The organism is Alteromonas sp. Cnat2-8 (assembly GCF_022348355.1).
Lineage (GTDB): Bacteria > Pseudomonadota > Gammaproteobacteria > Enterobacterales > Alteromonadaceae > Alteromonas > Alteromonas macleodii.
This window is the reverse complement of the sequence record NZ_JAKREX010000005.1, coordinates 73,730-93,307: the sequence shown is the minus strand read 5'-3', so window position 1 is coordinate 93,307 and position 19,578 is coordinate 73,730. Positions and strand designations below refer to the sequence as shown.

Here is a 19,578-nt window from a genome sequence, read left to right as displayed (position 1 = left end):
GGGGTTAGGTAAACCAGATCAAAGTGCAAATGAGACGAGTAGCGTTTTAAAACGCAATAAGCATTGGTGTTTTGTACTGCGGAGATTATTTAAAAAAGGAATATTTGAGTTTGAGACTTGATGGTGGGTCGTGCTGGATTCGAACCAGCGACCAATTGATTAAAAGTCAACTGCTCTACCAACTGAGCTAACGACCCATCAAGTGACACACAGATAAGTTTCGCAATTCAAATGATGGTGGGTCGTGCTGGATTCGAACCAGCGACCAATTGATTAAAAGTCAACTGCTCTACCAACTGAGCTAACGACCCATCATTTGATGCTAGGAGAGAAAGTGGTGGGTCGTGCTGGATTCGAACCAGCGACCAATTGATTAAAAGTCAACTGCTCTACCAACTGAGCTAACGACCCTTTCTTTCCTGTTGTTGCCTGTGTCTTGGCAACGGCGGCATATAATACTCAGATTTTTATTCGACGCAACCCATAACGTCCTTTTATTTTCATTTTTCTGTCAAATTACGACTAAACGGTCAAAATGAAAACAATTCGCTGAGTATTTATACCAATACTAATTGAGTTTAGTCAGGTTTCTACGAAATACAGTGAAATTTGGTGCAGAAGTTTTATGCACTCTAAATGGAATTTTTTGAAAAAAACTTTTCTCTAACTCATAAAAAAGCCTCTTTAAAAGAGGCTTTGTTCATTACAAGTTATTTAACCGAGATTCAGCGAGGCGTTTTGCCGAAGAATCAGGGTAATCATTTACAACTTGTTGGAACAGCTGACGTGCTGTTGAACTGTCTCCCGTTCGCTCAGCAATGACACCTAGTTTTAATAAGGCATCAGGACGCTTGGAAGAATCGGTAAAGCGATTAGCTACAATATTAAATTGTTCACTTGCTTCGCTCCACTGCTGCTTATTAAACAACAGTTGCCCTAACCAATAGTGCGCATTTGGTGCGTAACCACTGTTGGGAAAGCGTGAAATGAACGATTGAAACGCAGGAATGGCTTTATCGTACTCACGAGACTTAAGGATCAAATTCACCGCATTTTCGTAGGCTTCATCTTCACCTGCTTGCGGTGCTTGCGTTGGTGTAGATGCTGTTGGAGAGCTCACAGAGCCCGAATCAACACCTGCACTAGGCATGGCACTACCTTGTAGCACGCCGCTTTGCTTAAGTGCCTCCACGCGTTTATCTATTTCAAGATAAAGCTCACGTTGACGCTCAAGTACTTTTTGAAGTTCATTGGTATTAACTTCAACCGCACCACGCAGCTGGTCGACTTCCATTTGCATATTGTCTAGTTGCGTTTGAAGCCTGTGTTGCATTTCGGTTCGGCTCTTAACAATACGCTCTAGCACAACAATACGCTGCTCTAATTCACTGCCGCCATTGGCGTCTACCACAGGCGCTTGCGCAAATGCGGTAGAAACAGCAAGGGCGGCACATAAAGTGACGCCCATTTTTAATGTCTTATTCGTTAGAATAGTCATTAGCGGTAAACAACCACTCCGCGACGGTTTTGAGCAAATGCATACTCAGTAGAACCCATCACTGCTGGTTTTTCTTCGCCGTATGAAACTACTGTTACTTGGCTGCTGCTTACGCCAGCATTAAGTAGGTAAGTTTCAACAGACTGTGCACGACGTTCGCCTAGCGCGATGTTGTACTCAGGCGTACCACGGCTGTCAGTGTGACCTTCAATAGTCACTTTAGTGCTTGGGTTTTTCACCAAGAACGCCGCGTGCTTGTCTAGAATACGCTGGAACTCTGGCTTGATGCTTGAGCGGTCAAAGTCAAAGTAAACGGTTTGTTCGTTTTTCAACGCTTCCATTTCTTGCTGAACCATTTCTTCTTGACGCTTCATGCGCTGTGCAGCTTCTGCTTTAACGCGCTGTGCTTCTGCTTCACGTGCTTCCGCTTCTGCAGCCGCTTGTTCTTGTGCAAGGCGGTTACGCTCTGCTGCCAATTCTTCTTCGCTAGGGCCTGAAGAACATGCCATCATTGTCACTACTGGCAATGCGATAATGAAGCTCTTCATCACTTTATTCATTTGCATCCTACTAATCCTTAAATTTTATTGTTTAGTCGTTAAATTGTTAGAACAAAAATGGTGACCAACTTGGCGATTTAACTTGCCCATTGGCTGCTGGTAACCTAGCTTTAAAACGCCCATCTAGAGAAACCAACGACAACACTTGGGTTCCCTCATGAAGGGTGCTGTATATAATCATGCTTCCGTTCGGCGCTACGCTTGGTGACTCATCTAAGTACGTCCGTGTCAGTACTTGAGGTGATCCACCATCCAAAGACTGCTTCGCAATATGATAGTTCCCATTAGTTTGGTTAACCATAATCATTTGCTTGCCGTCTGGGGAAATTGTACCGCCAAGGTTTTGTTCACCTACAAAGGTAACTCGCCTTACTTTCCCAGAATTTAAATTTACGCTATATATCTGGGGTTTACCACCCCGTTCCGAGCTAAATATTAACCCACTGCCGTCTGGTAGCCACGCGGGCTCCGTATCAATCGCTCTATTTCGTGTTACTCGGCGAAGATTTTTTGTCGCTAAGTCCATCACATAGAGTTCAGGGTTTCCATCTTTCGATAAAACCATTGCAAGTTGCTTGCCATCTGGTGAAAACACCGGGCTACTATTTATTCCAGGGAAATCAGTAATGCGCGTACGCTCGCTGGTGTAGATATTCTGAATGAATATTTGCGGTCTACGATTTTCAAAACTAACGTAGGCAAGCTTCTCGCCATCAGGCGACCACACTGGCGACATAAGCGGCTCTGGCGAAGACAACAAGCGCGTTTCGTTCTCACCATCGTAGTCTGCAATGACTAATTGGTAAGGTTTTTCAACCGTGTCACGGTCGCGAACAATGACGTAAGCAATTTTCGTTAAAAAGGCACCGCGAACACCGGTAATTTTTTCATACACAATGTCGCTAATTCGATGCGCATACTGGCGAAAATCTCGACCGTTGATCACTGCCTGACGGGCAGCTAGTACGTGATCATTACTCGATACCAACTTGCCGTCTTTGAGTACTTTAGCCTGCCCATTGTCAACTTGCCCTTTAAGTACATCAATCAACTCATAGGATACAAGGTAACGGTCGCCTGCTTGTGGCTCAATACTTCCTACTAAAACCGTGTCCACACCTAAGGTTGCCCATGCAGTGAAAGACACTTGCTCCGCTGTCTCTGGGTACTGTGGCATTTTGTCGACAGATACCGGATTGAACTTACCACTACGCATTAAGTCGGCCATCACCACTTTAGAAATATCGCCAGGCATACTGCCTTGACCTTTCCATTTAAATGGCACAACCCCGATTGGACGTGCACTATCTACGCCCTCGGTTATCACAATTTCTAAGGATGCAAACACGTTGGCACTGAATGCCATCGTAATAAGCGCTATCCATAAACCTAGTTTTTTCATACCACTATAATTCCACTTTTAAAGTAATGTCTTTTAACTGCTCGTAAACGTCTGGCGCATCAGATACCGGTAACTTTTCGGCCCTGCGAACCGCGCTTTCAGCCGCTCTACACAGCGCATCATTGCCGCCGAGTACACGAATACTCGTAACAAACCCTGTCGTTGCTAACCGAATATTCAATCGACAGGTTTTGCCTTGATAGCTGTCGTCCGAATACAAATTGCGCTTTATGGTTTGCTGAATAAGCGCGGTATAACGCTCGACTTCAGTAAGTACCTGTTTTCGCCTACGTTCTTGCTGAGCAGCTTGTTCTTTTGCAAGCTGCTCTTGCATGATCCTTTCCATTTCAGCGCGTTCAGCTGCTTCTTTTTTCTTTCGCTCAGCCTCAGCTTTCGCTTTTGCTTCGCGCTCCTTACGCTCTTGTTCCTTCTGCGCCGCTAAGCGCTCCAAGTCTTTCTGACGTTTCGCTTCAGCCGCTTCTGCTTCACGCTTCTCTTTCGCACGCTTGGCTGCTAGCTGCTGCTGGCGTTTTTTCTCTGCCGCGGCTTCTGCTTTTCTTTGCCTTTCTTGCTCTTCGGCTCTTGCTTGAGCTTCAGCTTGTGCCTGCTCCCTTTTTTGATCCGCAATCGCTTGCGCATCAATAAACGTCGCTTCTATCACAGGCGCATTCGACGGCATACTTGGCAACGGGTCAGGAGAGAAACTGACGCTAATTAGCAACAGCGCAGCGATAAAAAGATGCAAGCCAATAGATTTAAATAAGCCTATTTGTTCTGGGCTTAAACTACTGGCCTGTTTAGTCTTCGTATCACTGTTTGCGCGTGACGTGCTTCTCGACACTTCAGGTTTCGACATATCTATATTACTCAACCGGATCCGTCATTAACCCTACTGAAGGCACACCCGCCTGCTGTAATAACACCATTAGCTGTATCACTTCGTTATACGCTACTTGTCCATCGCCTTTTACCACTACGGGCGTATTGGGCTCTTTGGTCAATTGTGCTTTTACAATAGCGCCAAGCTCTTCTTCGCTAATTGGCGATTCCTGGTCTTCGCCTACATTAAGGAAGTAGCGACCTTTAACATCCACTGACGCAATAATAGGTGGTGTATCTTCTTGCTCTATCGGGTTGGCACTTGCTTTAGGCAAATCCACCTTTACCCCTTGAGAAATAAGCGGCGCCGTTACCATAAAGATAATAAGCAACACCAACATCACGTCGATGTAGGGCACTACGTTTATCTCTGATACCGGCCTGCGGCGTTTTCTTACATACATAACAAGTCCTCCGTTTGGAATGTAAACGCTTAGGCTTGTTGTTGTGCTTGCGCAGCAACGGCTTGGCGATGAAGGATTGCAGAGAACTCTTCCATGAAGTTGCCGTAGCTATTTTCAAGCTTCTCAACCTGATGGCTGAAACGGTTGTAGGCAATAACCGCAGGGATAGCAGCAAACAGGCCGATAGCAGTTGCAATAAGTGCTTCTGCAATACCCGGCGCTACCATTGCAAGGGTAGCTTGCTGCACTTCACCTAATGCGATGAAGGCGTTCATGATCCCCCACACAGTTCCGAATAGACCGATGTAAGGACTAATTGAGCCCGCCGTGGCTAAAAAAGGCAGACGACTTTCTAATTCTTCGACTTGACGAGACATAGAAACGCGCATGGCACGGTATGTACCATCAACTATGCCGTTGGTAGCGGTGTTAGACTTGCGCAGGCGAACAAACTCTTTAAAGCCTGAGCAAAAGATGCTGCCCATGCCTGTTAGGTTAGTTCTGGCAGAAAGCTCTTGATAAAGACGGTTAAGGTCAGCGCCTGACCAGAACTTATCTTCAAACTGACGCATTTCGTTGCGTGCCGCCGACAACGCTTTGCTACGTTGGAAGATAAACGTCCACGACGCTATCGACACGCTTAGCAACAAAAGCATAACTAGTTGAACAATAAAACTCGCTTGTAAAAACAAGCCAATAAAAGTGAGATCAGATGACACGCGAAATTTCCCCTAACAAAGTACGTGGTAATCTTTTTGGCTTCATAACGGCCAAATCGACGCAGGCAACTTTGATATCTCCCGATACCAATGTAACGCCTTGTTCATTTTTAATAATTTGTTGAAACGTCATACTAGCGCCTTTCAATTCTACAACGCGAGTTTCAATACTCAACAGTTGATTGAACCGTGCAGGCGCATAGTTATGCATTTCAACGTGTTTGACGACGAAAGCGATGGATTGTTCCATCAGCGTGTCTTGTTCAAAACCTAGCTCGCGAAGCCACTCTGTACGGGCTCGCTCCATAAACTTTAGGTAATTCGCATAATAGACGATACCGCCTGCGTCGGTATCTTCGTAATACACTCTTACCTGGTGTAAATGCATAACTATTCCTTCACCCAAAAAATTAATAATCCAAAGCGGAGTTAAAATAACTAATTAGCGCGACAAAATGCAGAACAAAAACACTCCACAAGCCCCACCAAAGCTAACATTTAATCAAAAGTAAACCAATATTAAACACCCAGTTAACACATTAGCTTTTCTAATCCAAAACAACAATTTTACTCAATTGTAGTTTTTTCTGCTCTCCTTATAATGCACAGCATCAGTCGTACAGAGCGTGATGGTGCTTAGCACGGTCATGCAAGAGTTATTCTCCTGTTAGACATGAGTTCCCTGGATTTATTTCCTTCAACACTTGTTGTTTTAGCCCGCTCAATGAGCGGGCTTTTTTTTGCTTGTAATTTAGCATCTGTACAAAACGAAATATTGGCGGCCCATGCTTAACTTGCGCTATGCAATAATTCGCCATCCAATCTCAATGCTCTGAACTTACAGCTTCCCCCATACGAACATTTACTTGTAGCGTTTGAAACGGCTTCTGTATTTTCTGTGTTGCCAAAAAAAGCCCAGCAATTCTGCTAGGCCTTTAAAACGAATCTGTACCTTCTTACAAAGGGACGGTAAATTATTCAGACGGAGCGAAGCCAAAATGAAGATAAGCGCGCTGCGACACAATACGGCCTCGAGGCGTGCGCTGTAAAAAGCCCTGCTGAATAAGGAAGGGTTCAATCACGTCTTCTATGGTTTCTTTCTCTTCACCAATGGCTGCTGCCAAATTGTCTAAGCCTACTGGCCCACCATCAAACTTTTCGATAATAGCAGTAAGCAATTTACGATCCATGTAATCGAAACCTTCTTTATCAACGTCAAGCATATCCAGTGCCTTCGCTGCCGTATCGGCTCCCACCGTGCCGTCTGCTTTAATTTCTGCGTAGTCTCGAACACGTCGTAACAAACGATTAGCAATACGCGGTGTGCCACGCGAACGACGAGCCACTTCTTGCGCACCTTCATCGTTCATGTCTAAATTCAGATAGCTCGCGCTTCTTGCCACAATACTGGTGAGGTCTTTTACGTTGTAAAACTCTAATCGTTGAACAATGCCGAAACGGTCGCGTAATGGCGACGTTAGCGAGCCTGCGCGGGTGGTAGCGCCTACCAGTGTAAAAGGAGGAAGGTCTAGCTTAATTGAACGGGCGGCAGGCCCCTCGCCTATCATAATATCAAGCTGATAGTCTTCCATGGCAGGATAAAGAATTTCCTCTACCACTGGACTTAAGCGATGTATTTCGTCTATGAACAATACATCATTGCGCTCAAGGTTGGTAAGCAGTGCAGCCAAGTCGCCAGCTTTCTCAAGCACAGGGCCTGACGTGGTTTTAATGTTTACGCCCATTTCATTTGCCACAATGTTCGCAAGCGTGGTTTTACCCAGTCCTGGCGGACCGAAAATAAGTAGATGGTCTAGCGCATCGTCGCGATTACGCGCAGCTTGAATAAAAATTTCCATTTGCTCACATACGTGAGGCTGCCCCGTATAGTCTTCCAGCATTTTAGGGCGAATGGCGCGGTCGATGACCTCGTCTTCGGTGCTGGCTTCAGGCGTAATCAGTCTGTCGGCTTCAATCATGATAGTTCTACTTTAAACGGTGACGTGAAGACAGGCAGACTAAGAACCGCTGTCTTCGTTGAGCGCCATTATATGGCCGCTTTTAATGATTCGCGAATAAGGGCTTCACTTTCCATGCCCTCTTTATATACGCTGTCGACTAGCTTGCTCGCTTGAGCAGGTTTATAGCCCAGTGCAATAAGCGCGCTTTGTGCTTCTTCCCGAGCGTCGTTTACAGCAACAATAGTGTTGGTGGATAGCAAGTCGCCACTTGGAGGTGGTACAGCAATACTCTGCGCCTTGCCAAATTTTGCTAGGCGGTCTTTAAGCTCTACCACTAAACGCTCTGCGGTTTTCTTACCTATACCCGGTAAGCTGACGAGTGCAGAAACATCTTCATTTTGTACACTTGCCAAGAACTGGCTTGCCGACATTCCAGATAAAATAGCAAGGCCTAACTTTGGGCCTACACCATTGGCTTTGATCAATTCTCGGAAAAGCCCTCTTTCCATTTTATCAGCAAAACCAAACAGCAATTGGGCGTCTTCACGAACCACAAAATGTGTGTACACCACCACTTCTTCACCCACCGCGGGAAGCTGGTAGAAACTGGTCATAGGCATGTGAATTTCGTAGCCAACACCGGCTACATCTACAAGAATTTCTGGAGGCTGTTTCTCAGCCAACGTACCGCGAATTCGTCCAATCATGAATTATCTCTGTAAAAGCGTGAGCTTCGAGCAGTATTAGCGCAAACGACCACGAACGGTTTTTCGGGCTTGCCCTGCCATGTTTATCAGGCTCTGTTCAGTGTGTGCATGACACAAGGCAACGGCTAATGCATCGGCAGCATCGGCCTGTGGCGTGCCGCTTAAATTCAGCAGGTGTTTTACCATGTGCTGAACTTGCGTTTTATCTGCGCCACCTTTTCCAACTACCGACTGCTTAATTTGCCTTGCGCTGTATTCAGCAACAGGAAGTTGCGCTTGGGTGGCTGCCACAATGGCGGCACCTCTGGCCTGACCAAGCTTTAACGCTGAATCAGGGTTTTTCGCCATAAATACTTGCTCAATAGCAAACTGGTCGGGTTTATATTGACGAATAATATCGCCAACACCGGTAAAAATATTAGCAAGACGAGAGGGTAAATCTGCCGTTCCAACGCGAATGCATCCGCTTGCTACATACACCAGTTTACCTTGCTTGCGTGCAATTAAACCGTAGCCTGTGATCCGAGAACCTGGATCTATACCCAGTATAACCATTAAGGCACACTCGGTACAAACAAAGATACCGCTTCTTTATTAGAGGGAGACCATAAACGCGCGAGCGCTTCGTCTTTCGACACCCATTCGTACTGCAAGTGCTCTGTTAAGACAAGAGGTAAATCGCTGTTTATTTGAAGGGAAAATACGTGTTCTGTGTTGTGCACAGTACCAGGAGGATAACGATGTAGCCAGCGGCTACGAATTTCATATTGGTTTTGCTTATCGTGGTCGTTAACCACAAAGCCGTGTGCTTTGGCATCGATGCCAATTTCTTCACACACTTCACGATATGCCGTTTCTAAGGGTAACTCCCCCTCTTCTAACGCGCCGGTTACCGACTGCCAAAAGGTGGGGTCGTCTTGTCGTTGCAAAAGCAGCACTCGGTAGTGTTGGTCGTACAACACTACCAGTGCAGATTCAGGCTTCTTATACGCCATAAATTACGATTGCTTTTTCACCGTTGCAATAGCGAGCTCTTCAAGCTGCTGTGGGTTCGCAGGGCTAGGCGCCGATGTTAACGGACATGCCGCTGTGGTCGTTTTAGGGAATGCCATAACATCACGAATAGACGTCGCGCCAGTCATAAGCATTACCAGACGGTCTAGACCAAACGCAAGACCTGCATGCGGCGGCGCACCAAAGCGCAGTGCGTCTAGCAAGAAGCCAAACTTGTTATTCGCTTCTTCATCGTCAATGCCAAGAATGTTGAATACCGTAGACTGCATGTCTTCATTGTGAATACGTACAGAACCACCGCCTAATTCAACACCGTTCAATACCATATCGTAAGCGTCAGATAAGGCTTCAGCTGGGTTAGCTTTAAGTTCTTCTGGCGTTAAACCACGTGGCGCGGTAAACGGGTGGTGAATAGCGTGAAGCTGACCGTCAAACTCTTCAAACATTGGGAAGTCAACAACCCAAAGTGGCTTCCACTCGCCTTCAAGAAGCTCAAAGTCTTCACCAAGCTTAAGACGAAGTGCGCCCATCGCTTCGGTAACCACAGTGTAGCTGTCTGCACCAAACAATAGAATATCGCCACTTTGTGCGCCTGTGCGCTCTAGCATAGCGTTAGTGATGTCTTGAGTTAGGAATTTAAGGATTGGCGACTGTAGACCTTCAAGACCTGCACCAGCATCGTTAACTTTAATCCAAGCCAGACCTTTCGCGCCGTAAATACCTACAAATTTAGTGTATTCGTCTATTTGCTTACGCGAAAGCGACGCCCCACCAGGTACGCGAATAGCTGCTACGCGACCTTTAGGGTCGTTTGCCGGGCCGCTGAATACTTTAAAGTCAACGTTAGCAAGCAAGTCGGCAACGTCTGTTAACTCTAACGGGTTACGTAGGTCTGGCTTGTCGCTACCAAAGCGCGTCATGGCTTCTTTGTACGTCATGCGCGGGAAGTCGCCAAGGTCAACGTTTAGCATTTTGTTGAACAAGTCGCGGATCATGCGCTCGGTAATAGACATTACGCCATCGGCATCTAAGAACGTGGTCTCAATATCGATTTGGGTAAATTCTGGCTGACGGTCGGCACGTAAGTCTTCGTCGCGGAAGCACTTAACGATTTGATAGTAACGGTCCATGCCCGACATCATCAGAAGCTGTTTGAAAAGCTGTGGCGATTGCGGAAGTGCAAAGAACTCACCTTTGTGCGTGCGGCTTGGCACTAGGTAGTCACGTGCACCTTCTGGCGTTGCCTTAGTAAGAATAGGGGTTTCAATATCAAGGAAACCTTCTTCTTCTAGGAAGCGACGTACAGCACCGGTTACTTTTGCACGGAATTGTAAACGCTGGCTCATTACAGGACGGCGAAGATCTAGATAACGATAGCGAAGGCGCTGTTCTTCGGAGTTTTCTTGGTTCCAGTCCAGTGGAAGCACGTCAGACTTGTTGATCACTTCAAGGCCTGTGCCTAGGATCTCAATCTCACCTGTGCGCATGTCTTTATTTACTTGACCTTCAGGGCGCGCACGCACTTTACCCGTTAGCTTTACGCAGAATTCGCTACGCAATGTGTTAGCAACCGATAGTACGTCTGGTAAATCTGGGTCGAACACCACTTGTACGATACCTTCGCGGTCGCGTAAGTCGATGAAAATTACACCGCCTAAATCGCGACGCTTATTAACCCACCCGCAAAGGGTAACTTCTTGTCCAATGTATGATGAATCGATATTCCCACAGTAATCTGTGCGCATGGTCCTTGACCCCTGATGTTTTTCTCTTGCTTCGCATGCAGTGAATTGGCGTTCAAAACCGCTTATTTTTGGGCTTAAGACTTTGCCCAAAATCGCGTAAACTTGCTGGCCAATTAGCTGGCCCGCCCACAACATGCATAATGTAATGATTTAAAGGCCGCATAGTATAAACAAATGCTTGATAAAGCCCAATGACAAATATGCACAAATCAGCCATATCACAAGGAAATCTCTATATTGGATTGCCAATGTGGCAACACAGCCATTGGCCAAGCACGTGGTTTGCTAATTATCCCAAGTCTGATAATGGATTGTCGCTGTATGCCAAGGAGTGTAATACGGTTGAAGGGAATACCACATTTTACTCTCTTCCCCACCAAGACGCTGTAGCGAGATGGTGCGATTCAGTACCCGACCACTTCAGATTTACTTTCAAGTTTCACCAGAACATTACTCATGTACATCGATTACAGCATTGTGATGAAGAGGTTGCCCAACAGCTTGCTTTATTAAGCCCGTTAAAAGAAAAGCTAGGAGTCATGATGCTGCAACTGCCCGCTTCTTTTGGGCCAGAAATGCTACCCATTTTGGATACCTTTTTAGCGGCGTTACCTCAAGAATTAAACATAGCGGTTGAGGTGCGCCACCTGGCATTTTTTGCAAAGGGTGATGAGGAAAAGGCGCTTAATCAACTTTTGATCCGCCACGGTGCGAACAGAATCGTTATGGACACCCGAGCGCTTTTCACTGGCTCTTTAGACGCAGGGGGAACAAATAGACGTGCGATGCTAGAGGAAGTGCGAGAGAAAAAGCCCCGTGTACCGGTAAATGTTATTGCTACAGGACATACTCCCATTGTGCGCTTTGTAGGCAATGATGTTGATGATGACAACCAACGCTGTTTATTGCCTTGGGTGAAAAAAGTGAAGATTTGGCAAAGTGAAGGAAAAGACGTGTACTTTTTTTGTCACCGCCCAGACAACAAAGATGCTCCCTGGTTAGCGCAGCAGTTTATCGATTTGTATAACAACACTACTCCATCACTCGCGCTAAATAACCTGTCTATTAAAACTCAACCAGAGCAAAATTCACTGTTTTAATGACAAGCAACTGACATTGCGCCGATTGATATTTCGTTTTTAATAGATAGCGTTTTTCTAATTCAACGGTAAACTACAGTCCTTATCTATTTTGGTACTACACCATTATTTACTGTGAAATAACCGCAATGAACCATGAATATGAGAAAGCGCGTATCGCTGCGCTTGAATCGTTAGATATTTTAGATACTTCCCCAAGCGAACAACTTGACGAACTTACCAAAACCGTACAAGAAAAATTTAATGCTAAAACCTGCTTGGTAAGCCTTGTTGCAGAAGATCGCCAATGGTTTAAGTCTCGCCAGTGTATGGATGCTACCGAAACACCGCGTAATATCTCGTTTTGCACCTACGCGATAGCCGAAGAAGAATATTTGATTGTTCCCGACGCAAAAGCCGATAAGCTATTTGCTAATAACCCGCTGGTTACTGGCAGCCCTTACATAAGAGCCTACGCAGGTGCTATCTTGCGCAACAAAGATGGCTATGAATTGGGTACGTTATGCCTTCTGTTTGATGAACCACGTGACTTTTTAGACGTTGAGATAGAAAGCTTAAAAAACCACGCCCGCACAGTTGAAGCTATTATTTTTTCAGAACACCTTCCAGCATAACCCCAGCGTTAGGCTTTGCGTATCACAAAACAAAAACGCATCACTAAAAAGTGATGCGTTTAATAACTCTCTAAGCTCGACTATGTCTATCTGAAATCAGCTGCGTCTAGCTCGTGCTTTTTCATAAGCTTGTGCATATCAGTTCTATTTCTACCAGCAAGCTCTGCCGCGCGCGTTACGTTGCCGTCGGTCATTTTTAGAAGCTTGTGCAAGTATTGCTGTTCAAACGCATCGCGCGCTTCTGTAAGCGTTGGCCAGCTTTGCTTAGTGGCTGACAAGGCTTGCTCTACTAAGTGAAGCGGAATAACCGGCGTTTGCGTTAACGCAACACACTGCTCAACCACGTTCACAAGCTGACGTACGTTACCTGGCCAAGATGAGGTTACCAGCTGTTGCATCGCGTCATCAGAAAATTGGCTTACATTCACGCCATGACGCTGTGCGCTTTGCTGCAGCAGCGAGCGAGCCAGAAGTGGAATATCTTCACTTCGCGATTTTAGCGACGGAAGTTTTAGGTTCACCACGTTTAGACGGTAATATAAATCTTCGCGGAAGGTGCCTTCTTCCATTTCTTTGTGCAAGTCTTTGTGCGTTGCAGAAATGATACGCACATCGATATCTACGTGCTTGCTGCTACCTACTGGACGAATTTGGCGCTCTTGTAATGCACGCAGCAGTTTTACCTGCAGCGTCATCGGCATATCGCCAATCTCATCCAAGAACAAGGTACCGCCGTCGGCTTCTCTAAACAGACCAGGGTGAGCAGCTACAGCACCGGTAAACGCACCTTTGGCATGACCAAATAGCTCAGACTCAAGCAAGTTTTCAGGTAATGCTCCACAGTTAATAGCCACAAATGGTTTGTCGCTGCGGTTACTGGCTTTATGAATGGCGTTAGCAAGCAGCTCTTTACCTGTACCGCTCGCACCGCTAATTAGCACAGACACTTCACGCTGAGCTATGCGGAACGCCTGGTCTAGTACATTTAGCATTTCTGGAGAACGGGTAATGATGTCCTTTGCCCAATCCCCAGGCTGAGCAGCTTGAGACTGGCTAAGTGCTTTTTGCAGCAGCGCGCGTAATTCGTCGTGATCGACAGGTTTAGGCAAAAACCCAAATACACCACGCTGAGTGGCAGCTACCGCATCAGCAATGGTGCCGTGAGCCGTCATCAGAATTACAGGAATATCTTTTCTAATTCCCATAATTTCTTCAAACAAACTCAGACCATCTAAGCCCGGCATACGCAAGTCACTTAATACTACATCGTAGTTGTCGTTTTGAAGCTTTCTTAACGCTGATTGACCGTCTTCCACTGCGGTCACCTCATAACCTTCGCCTTCCAGACGAATGGTTAATAAGCGCAATAAGCTCTTATCGTCATCTACCAACAATAAGTTAGGGTTACTACTCGCCTTTTCGCTCACTGTTGTGTACTCCTGTTTTTATCCATCAGTGTTGCTTCAATCTGCAACAATTCTTCTAGTTTTTTGCGCAGGTTAACTGCTTCAATTTCAAGTGCTTTTACTTTCTCGCCACGAGAAGTATTTTCTTGCTCCAACACCACCATGGCAGATTCAAGCTGCATAATCTGATTGTTGTGCGACGCAGCAATAACAGTCACCACTTCTTGCGCAGTGGGTGTAAATGTTCCAGCAATATCATTTAACGCAAGCTGCGCGCGCAACCTGTCTTGATAAGGTGTATCTGTTGGTAGTGTTAAAACGTAGGCGTGAAGCGTGTCAGATGCTGTATCACCTAACGCTTTTAATGCTTGCTTACGCTCTAACCAAGGTTGGTTGGCCGCGTCAATCCACGCGTTAAGCCAATAGGTTGCATCGCAATTGTGCTCGAACCCCTGTGGAGGCTCAACAAATAAACAAAGGCCACGTTCTATTTTAGCTACAGGCGTCACCTTTTCTGGCTCACCTGCGTTGTCGTTGTTTCTGGTTAAACTCTGACATCCTGTCAGCACCAGTAAGGCGACAATTAAACCACTTATTCTCATTTTATTTTTCCTGTTGCCCAATGGTCACTCTAAAGCAAACATCGGCATAGTCTACATCTACAACACGCACATCACCATGCATCAGTCGAGCGCAATCGGCAACAATTGATAACCCTAAACCCGTCCCAATGACATTGTCGTTTCTCGGCTCGGTTCCTCGGATAAAAGGTTCAAATAAAGTATGTACTGACTCTGGAGCAATACGCTTACCGCGATTGGCAACATCCAGTACAAGATTATCGTTTTCGTTATAAAGGCTAATATTTATCGGTCTTCCCACTGCGCCATGCGCGACTGCATTGGACACCAAGTTATCAAGTATTCTTCTAAACAGCTCCTCGTCTATACGCACCTCGGACGCAGTTATCTTTACTTCCACTTCTCTATCCTGAATGGCGAGCGCGTAATCTTCTAAACAAGCAGAAACTAACTTACTAACGTCACTTTGTACCATTTTTGGCTGAGCTTGTTGCAACAGCAGGTTGTAGTCGAGCAACTTTTCCACCAGCGTGTTGAGCCTTTGCGTGCTAGCAGTAAGTAGCGAAAGTACTTCGCGTTGACTGTTATTCAACTCGCCCACCACGTTTTCAGACAACAAGCTGCAGCCTTCTTTAATGCTGGCAAGCGGAGTTTTGAGCTCGTGAGCAGCGTGTCGCAGCAAGGCGGTTCTAATATGCTCCAACTGCTGTAGTCGATCATAAAGCCAATGTAAATCTTTCTCTACATCAATCAGTTCTTTTGGCGCTTGTCTTGAAAGGGGTGGAAGCTGACCATCGCTGTGGGCCATGATCCTTATAATCTTTTTTAAGTTGTTAACGGGGTTCACAATAAGCTGACTCCCCATCAGTATTAGCAATAACGAAACGCTTACAAGCATAGCTGTAGACCAAGCTTGTTTTGCTTGCATGGCATTTAAATCATCTTGCTGGACTTTGACACGTTCAGTAATAGCGGCTTCTACATCGTCGCGAAGCTGGTCGACGCTATCGCCCACTGACGCAAGGTATGCATTAAGTAAAAGCTGGTCTTCAATCGCTCGATATTCGGCTAATTGATTTAGCTGTTCTGAAAGTCGTGTGCAGGTAGTTGGTACCGAGAGAGCCTGACATAGATTGTCAGCGGCCACGGCAAATTGATCGATGGCGTTATCAGAAAGAGATGCCACCCTATCATTTCTCAACACAGCAAATTGGCGAATGCTGCGCTCTACGTCAACGACCGCGTTATCGAGTCTTTGCATGTCGCTAACAACATCGACAACAAACCGTGTTTCAAGTGTTGTCATTTGACCCACTTTGGCTAAGTCGCTTTGACTTTGCCAAAGTAAGGCTATAAGAGGGATAAGGGCCAGTACAAAACTACCTAGCGTCAACTGCCTTAGTGAACCAAGTTGTACCAAGCGTTCACCAAACGAAACCTTGTTTATCAGAACCTTACCCTCTTAAATATATTATTTTATCTACTCACTTGCTGTGAGCTTTTCATTGCCTGGCGTCAACTTGCTTTTTGCCAATTCGGCTTCGGAAAGTTTGCCATCTTCGTTGTCATCAATCAGCCCAAAGTTACGCAGTAGACCTGTGTGTCGAACCGCTTCTTTAAGTGATATCAGACCATCTTTATCTGTGTCTAATTCCTGCATCAACGAGCGCGCTGGACTTGCGTACGCGTCCGCTACTGAAATGGCTTGTACTGCAGCAACAGCACAAAGTGCTAAGAAAACTTTTTCGAGACGTTTCATCATGAATCCTCCGCTAAACGCTTTTAAAATCCTTCTCAATCCGCTTTGATACCAGCCCTGTGTTATCAGGTTATGCTGCTATTAAAGCTCATGGATACTACCACTAGTCTTCAATTAACCACTATCATAATTGCATTCAAACTGCTTATGCGATTTTCAGACCAAAAAGAAAAAGCACATTAAAAACAGCAGTATATGCAAATAAGTGTACTATCAACCACTCAGCATACAGGTTAAATGTTGCAAAAAAGAAACACCACTTTGAAACACTGTATGTCAAAGTGGTTTTATCGATACCTTGCTATACAGAGAAACTACTATCGCTGTAATGGGAGGGAGAGCAAGTGAGCTCCGATAAGGGGATGGGCTTGCTAAACATAAATCCTTGCACATTGTCACATCCATGCTCTCTAAGATAATTCCACTGTTCAAGGTTTTCTATGCCCTCAGCACATACCGAGAGTGACAGTCTTTTCGCCAAATCAATAATTGCCCCAGTCACAAGACGGCTTCGTTCTGAAGTTTGAATTTCCATTACAAACTGTCGGTCAACTTTTAGCGTGTCGATATTGATTTGCGTCAGGTAACTTAACGAGGAGTAACCCGTTCCAAAATCATCTAGAGCTATGGCGCACCCCATATTTCCGATGCGTCTGAAGAACTTGTTTGAAAGAGTAAAGTTTTCTAGATACGCACTTTCTGTCACTTCAAATTCAATGTTTTCTGGGTTGATGTCATAGAGCTTGAAAGTATTGTAGATGTAGTCAAACAGCTGCGAGCTTCGCAAATCATGTCCAGATAAATTGATTGAGGCTCTAAACGGAGACGTGGCCCATTGTTTTAAATCTGGCATATCAATACAAACGCGCTTAATTACCCAACGGGTAATTGCAGTGATCTTACCGCCCTGCTCAGCAATGGGGATAAACTCGTTCGGCATGACCAAGCCAAATTCAGGATGTTGCCAACGAATAAGCGCTTCTACGCCGATTACATTCCCTTCGTTGTTAACTTTAACCTGGTAATAAACAACAAACTCATCGTTGCTGATTCCTTGCTCAATACCGTTAGCTAAGTGGAGTTTACGCTTATGCGACTCAACCATATCAGGTGTAAACAGTGTGTAGCTGCCCCGCCCTCGCGCTTTTGAACGATACATTGCAAGGTCTGCATTGCTCATCAGCTCGCTTAGGTCGTAGCCCGCATCGGAAGCCGTAGCAATTCCAACGCTTAAACCTACCGTTAGTGATAAGCCACGCAGTTCAAAAGGCTCATCAAATGCGGTAATAAGTCGCGTTGCCAAGCTTTGCGCTTGGTCAGTGGTCACATCTCTATCGGGCAGTACTAAGAACTCATCCCCTCCCAGTCGCGCGAATAAATCGCCGTCGCGCAGCAAACACTGAACTCTGTCAGCAACCTCTATGAGAATCAGATCCCCGGTTTCATGTCCTAAAGAATCATTGATGCCCTTAAACCCATCTAAATCAAAAAACAGGAGCAGTAAGTCTTCATCATTTCTTTTGGCTCTAGCTAGCTCAAGTCTTAAGTTATCGAGAACAAACTGTCGATTGGGAAGACCGGTTAAACTATCGAAGTTTGCCAGACGAGACATGGTTTCTTGTTGATCAACCAATGTTTGCTTTTGCTCAAAGTTGATAAGTAACTCAACTTCAATGGTATCCAATAAACTATTAATGTTATTCGATAACTGTCCAATTTCATTAGATGTATTAAGTGAACTGCGCAGCGCATAGTCTTTTGACTCAAATACTTCTTGAGTAAACTGCCTCAGCGACCCAATAGGAGAAATCAAACGGTATAAAATAAATACACAAGTGCCAGTGCAAAGCAGCCAAACCGCGATAACGATAGGCACTTGCTTAATGAGCTGGCGGGCTGAACTTGCCGCCATGGTGTCTCCAATGTCCACATAAAGAACAACATGTCCAAGTGGGTATAGGCTACTACCTACAATTTGATGGGCAGTGATAACATTGTCGTATTGCGTAACACCAAATGGAATTTCTGCAGGATCAAGAGGAACAGATTGATTGGAAAGCTGGCTTAAGGAATCAGGTTGAATAGTGGAAATGACTTGATAGTCGTTGTCATATAGCGTGGCGGAAATAAGATTATCGTGTTCTTTTATCGGTTGAAAAAGAGAGGAAAATAATGCGTTATCACCGGGACTTCGCTCCATGACAACCGATAACTGCAGCGACAAAGCGTTACTTAACGTCGCGGTATTGCCTTTAACCACATCCACCACAGAAGCGTTGTGTTCTAATTTATTAACAATTACCACAGAGAGCGCCAGCACCGACATCGTCAATGCAATGACAAGCCCAATTGGGATTTTCAACGTTCTAAACACTCAACTACCCTTACTTCAGTACTGCAAGCTGTTGTAAGCAAGTGATGCCATAGGCTCTGAAACAGCACTGTCACCGCTAAGCTTTTATTGTTATTTGTTCACAATAGTAAGGTACAGGTCGCTAAATTTGAATCCATTTTTTTAGCTAATACAAAAAAGACTAACTGAGTGATGATGAACGCTATGTCCTTTCAACTACTTCAAGTTTAGTTTTAATGTATTGGCTATGGGGAACGTACAATAAATCAGCTATTTGACGAATAGTACTCTCTTCAAGGGGCGCTAAAGATTCATCCGCGTATGCAATAGCCCAGAGGCTCTTTATCACATCTCTTTTCTCGTCAGCGCTGCAGTGTTTATTTAGTACTTGAGTAAAACGCACTAAGTCAACTGAATCGTCAGCCGTCTCTTGCCCTCTTTCAAGCAACAACGACATCGCTTCCTCATCTATGTTTACATGCTTTCTGAGCTGTTTCTCGTATTCATTTCTCTCGCTATCCGTTACTTCATTATCAGCGTTAACAATTTCACTAAGTAATGCAGCAGTCGCCAATTCAACGGTATACGTTGGCTCTGTGCGCTTATGCGTGTCTTCGAAAAGTTTAAGAAATGATTTCAGCATGGGGCCCTACTTCTTGTGTCACCGCAGAAACGCCCGCGGTTAATGAAATTTGAGTATCGATAAAACTTTTACTCGGTAAAAGCTAAATTCGATTAATTGCTGGATTAGATGGACAGATTTACAGCGATGACTAAGTAAGCAAGTCTATGTAAACTGTACTCAACGACTAGAGCTGTAAAGTGAGAGTTTAAAAGCCCTCAGAGAAACATGAATATGAACATTTTGCTCGTAAA

General features: G+C 45.2%; 20 protein-coding genes and 3 tRNA genes. 2 read left to right on the top strand and 21 right to left on the bottom strand.

Features of this window, described 5'->3' with window-relative positions:
* Positions 1-121: 121 nt before the first annotated feature.
* The 15 genes from MHN00_RS13895 to aspS all read right to left on the bottom strand — a co-directional run bounded on the left by MHN00_RS13895 (position 122) and on the right by aspS (position 10,889).
* Positions 122-197, bottom strand: a tRNA-Lys gene (locus MHN00_RS13895).
* A gap of 38 nt (positions 198-235) precedes the next feature.
* Positions 236-311 (bottom strand) — tRNA-Lys (locus tag MHN00_RS13890).
* Positions 312-335: 24 nt separating this feature from the next.
* Positions 336-411: transfer RNA gene (locus MHN00_RS13885), tRNA-Lys, on the bottom strand.
* Between the two features lie 292 nt (positions 412-703).
* Entirely contained in the window at positions 704-1,498 is a 795-nt protein-coding gene (gene ybgF, locus MHN00_RS13880) for a tol-pal system protein YbgF (RefSeq protein WP_239301485.1), read from the bottom strand.
* Entirely contained in the window at positions 1,498-2,064 is a 567-nt protein-coding gene (gene pal, locus MHN00_RS13875; RefSeq protein WP_014948870.1) for a peptidoglycan-associated lipoprotein Pal, read from the bottom strand. Before pal ends, ybgF begins: the two co-directional genes overlap by 1 nt.
* A 40-nt stretch (positions 2,065-2,104) precedes the next feature.
* Entirely contained in the window at positions 2,105-3,460 is a 1,356-nt protein-coding gene (gene tolB, locus MHN00_RS13870) for a Tol-Pal system beta propeller repeat protein TolB (protein ID WP_239301483.1), read from the bottom strand.
* Between the two features lie 4 nt (positions 3,461-3,464).
* The gene (gene tolA, locus MHN00_RS13865; RefSeq protein WP_239301481.1) at positions 3,465-4,316 is read right to left on the bottom strand and encodes a cell envelope integrity protein TolA; all 852 of its coding nucleotides are present in this window, start codon (positions 4,314-4,316) and stop codon (positions 3,465-3,467) included.
* 7 nt (positions 4,317-4,323) lie between these two features.
* Positions 4,324-4,743 (bottom strand): protein TolR, encoded by a 420-nt coding sequence (gene tolR, locus MHN00_RS13860; RefSeq protein WP_014948867.1) that lies wholly within the window; start codon positions 4,741-4,743, stop codon positions 4,324-4,326.
* Positions 4,744-4,772: 29 nt separating this feature from the next.
* Positions 4,773-5,462, bottom strand: coding sequence for a protein TolQ (gene tolQ, locus MHN00_RS13855; RefSeq protein ID WP_014948866.1), 690 nt, complete (start codon positions 5,460-5,462; stop codon positions 4,773-4,775).
* Positions 5,452-5,850 (bottom strand): tol-pal system-associated acyl-CoA thioesterase, encoded by a 399-nt coding sequence (gene ybgC / locus MHN00_RS13850; protein ID WP_014948865.1) that lies wholly within the window; start codon positions 5,848-5,850, stop codon positions 5,452-5,454. The genes tolQ and ybgC overlap by 11 nt, the downstream gene beginning before the upstream one ends.
* Before the next feature lie 586 nt (positions 5,851-6,436).
* Positions 6,437-7,441 (bottom strand): Holliday junction branch migration DNA helicase RuvB, encoded by a 1,005-nt coding sequence (ruvB, locus tag MHN00_RS13845; protein ID WP_014976035.1) that lies wholly within the window; start codon positions 7,439-7,441, stop codon positions 6,437-6,439.
* A gap of 68 nt (positions 7,442-7,509) precedes the next feature.
* Entirely contained in the window at positions 7,510-8,130 is a 621-nt protein-coding gene (gene ruvA, locus MHN00_RS13840; RefSeq protein WP_014948863.1) for a Holliday junction branch migration protein RuvA, read from the bottom strand.
* Between the two features lie 36 nt (positions 8,131-8,166).
* On the bottom strand, positions 8,167-8,685 hold the full coding sequence (gene ruvC / locus MHN00_RS13835; RefSeq protein WP_014948862.1) for a crossover junction endodeoxyribonuclease RuvC: 519 nt from the start codon (positions 8,683-8,685) through the stop codon (positions 8,167-8,169).
* Positions 8,685-9,125 carry a dihydroneopterin triphosphate diphosphatase gene (gene nudB / locus MHN00_RS13830; protein WP_014948861.1) on the bottom strand — a complete coding sequence of 147 codons (441 nt, stop codon included), beginning with the start codon at positions 9,123-9,125 and terminating at the stop codon, positions 8,685-8,687. The genes ruvC and nudB overlap by 1 nt, the downstream gene beginning before the upstream one ends.
* A gap of 3 nt (positions 9,126-9,128) precedes the next feature.
* Positions 9,129-10,889, bottom strand: a complete 1,761-nt coding sequence (gene aspS, locus MHN00_RS13825) for an aspartate--tRNA ligase (protein ID WP_239301479.1) — start codon at positions 10,887-10,889, stop codon at positions 9,129-9,131.
* A 248-nt stretch (positions 10,890-11,137) separates the two neighbouring features.
* Between aspS and MHN00_RS13820 the strand changes: the two genes are divergently transcribed.
* Positions 11,138-11,989: a DUF72 domain-containing protein gene (locus tag MHN00_RS13820; RefSeq protein ID WP_239301477.1), complete on the top strand. Its 852-nt coding sequence runs from the start codon at positions 11,138-11,140 to the stop codon at positions 11,987-11,989.
* A gap of 128 nt (positions 11,990-12,117) precedes the next feature.
* Positions 12,118-12,603 (top strand): GAF domain-containing protein, encoded by a 486-nt coding sequence (locus MHN00_RS13815; protein ID WP_061094617.1) that lies wholly within the window; start codon positions 12,118-12,120, stop codon positions 12,601-12,603.
* 86 nt (positions 12,604-12,689) lie between these two features.
* On the opposite strand, the gene MHN00_RS13810 is transcribed toward MHN00_RS13815, so the two are convergent.
* The 6 genes from MHN00_RS13810 to MHN00_RS13785 form a co-directional block, all read right to left on the bottom strand.
* On the bottom strand, positions 12,690-14,030 hold the full coding sequence (locus MHN00_RS13810; protein WP_014948857.1) for a sigma 54-interacting transcriptional regulator: 1,341 nt from the start codon (positions 14,028-14,030) through the stop codon (positions 12,690-12,692).
* Positions 14,027-14,611, bottom strand: coding sequence for a hypothetical protein (locus tag MHN00_RS13805; protein ID WP_014948856.1), 585 nt, complete (start codon positions 14,609-14,611; stop codon positions 14,027-14,029). Before MHN00_RS13805 ends, MHN00_RS13810 begins: the two co-directional genes overlap by 4 nt.
* A 1-nt stretch (position 14,612) precedes the next feature.
* The gene (locus MHN00_RS13800) at positions 14,613-16,010 is read right to left on the bottom strand and encodes a HAMP domain-containing sensor histidine kinase (RefSeq protein WP_014948855.1); all 1,398 of its coding nucleotides are present in this window, start codon (positions 16,008-16,010) and stop codon (positions 14,613-14,615) included.
* Positions 16,011-16,070: 60 nt separating this feature from the next.
* Positions 16,071-16,352, bottom strand: a complete 282-nt coding sequence (locus tag MHN00_RS13795; RefSeq protein ID WP_223866688.1) for a calcium-binding protein — start codon at positions 16,350-16,352, stop codon at positions 16,071-16,073.
* A gap of 298 nt (positions 16,353-16,650) precedes the next feature.
* Positions 16,651-18,723 (bottom strand): EAL domain-containing protein, encoded by a 2,073-nt coding sequence (locus MHN00_RS13790; protein WP_239301475.1) that lies wholly within the window; start codon positions 18,721-18,723, stop codon positions 16,651-16,653.
* A gap of 181 nt (positions 18,724-18,904) precedes the next feature.
* Complete coding sequence (locus MHN00_RS13785) at positions 18,905-19,345, bottom strand: TerB family tellurite resistance protein (RefSeq protein ID WP_239219043.1); 441 nt, start codon at positions 19,343-19,345, stop codon at positions 18,905-18,907.
* Positions 19,346-19,578 lie beyond the last annotated feature (233 nt).

Coding starts and splice junctions, on each gene's coding strand:
- ybgF (WP_239301485.1), bottom strand. CDS start 1,498: ATGACTATTCTAACGAATAAGACATTAAAAATGGGCGTCACTTTATGT.
- pal (WP_014948870.1), bottom strand. CDS start 2,064: ATGCAAATGAATAAAGTGATGAAGAGCTTCATTATCGCATTGCCAGTA.
- tolB (WP_239301483.1), bottom strand. CDS start 3,460: ATGAAAAAACTAGGTTTATGGATAGCGCTTATTACGATGGCATTCAGT.
- tolA (WP_239301481.1), bottom strand. CDS start 4,316: ATGTCGAAACCTGAAGTGTCGAGAAGCACGTCACGCGCAAACAGTGAT.
- tolR (WP_014948867.1), bottom strand. CDS start 4,743: ATGTATGTAAGAAAACGCCGCAGGCCGGTATCAGAGATAAACGTAGTG.
- ybgC (WP_014948865.1), bottom strand. CDS start 5,850: ATGCATTTACACCAGGTAAGAGTGTATTACGAAGATACCGACGCAGGC.
- ruvB (WP_014976035.1), bottom strand. CDS start 7,441: ATGATTGAAGCCGACAGACTGATTACGCCTGAAGCCAGCACCGAAGAC.
- ruvA (WP_014948863.1), bottom strand. CDS start 8,130: ATGATTGGACGAATTCGCGGTACGTTGGCTGAGAAACAGCCTCCAGAA.
- ruvC (WP_014948862.1), bottom strand. CDS start 8,685: ATGGTTATACTGGGTATAGATCCAGGTTCTCGGATCACAGGCTACGGT.
- nudB (WP_014948861.1), bottom strand. CDS start 9,125: ATGGCGTATAAGAAGCCTGAATCTGCACTGGTAGTGTTGTACGACCAA.
- aspS (WP_239301479.1), bottom strand. CDS start 10,889: ATGCGCACAGATTACTGTGGGAATATCGATTCATCATACATTGGACAA.
- MHN00_RS13820 (WP_239301477.1), top strand. CDS start 11,138: ATGTGGCAACACAGCCATTGGCCAAGCACGTGGTTTGCTAATTATCCC.
- MHN00_RS13815 (WP_061094617.1), top strand. CDS start 12,118: ATGAACCATGAATATGAGAAAGCGCGTATCGCTGCGCTTGAATCGTTA.
- MHN00_RS13805 (WP_014948856.1), bottom strand. CDS start 14,611: ATGAGAATAAGTGGTTTAATTGTCGCCTTACTGGTGCTGACAGGATGT.
- MHN00_RS13795 (WP_223866688.1), bottom strand. CDS start 16,352: ATGATGAAACGTCTCGAAAAAGTTTTCTTAGCACTTTGTGCTGTTGCT.
- MHN00_RS13785 (WP_239219043.1), bottom strand. CDS start 19,345: ATGCTGAAATCATTTCTTAAACTTTTCGAAGACACGCATAAGCGCACA.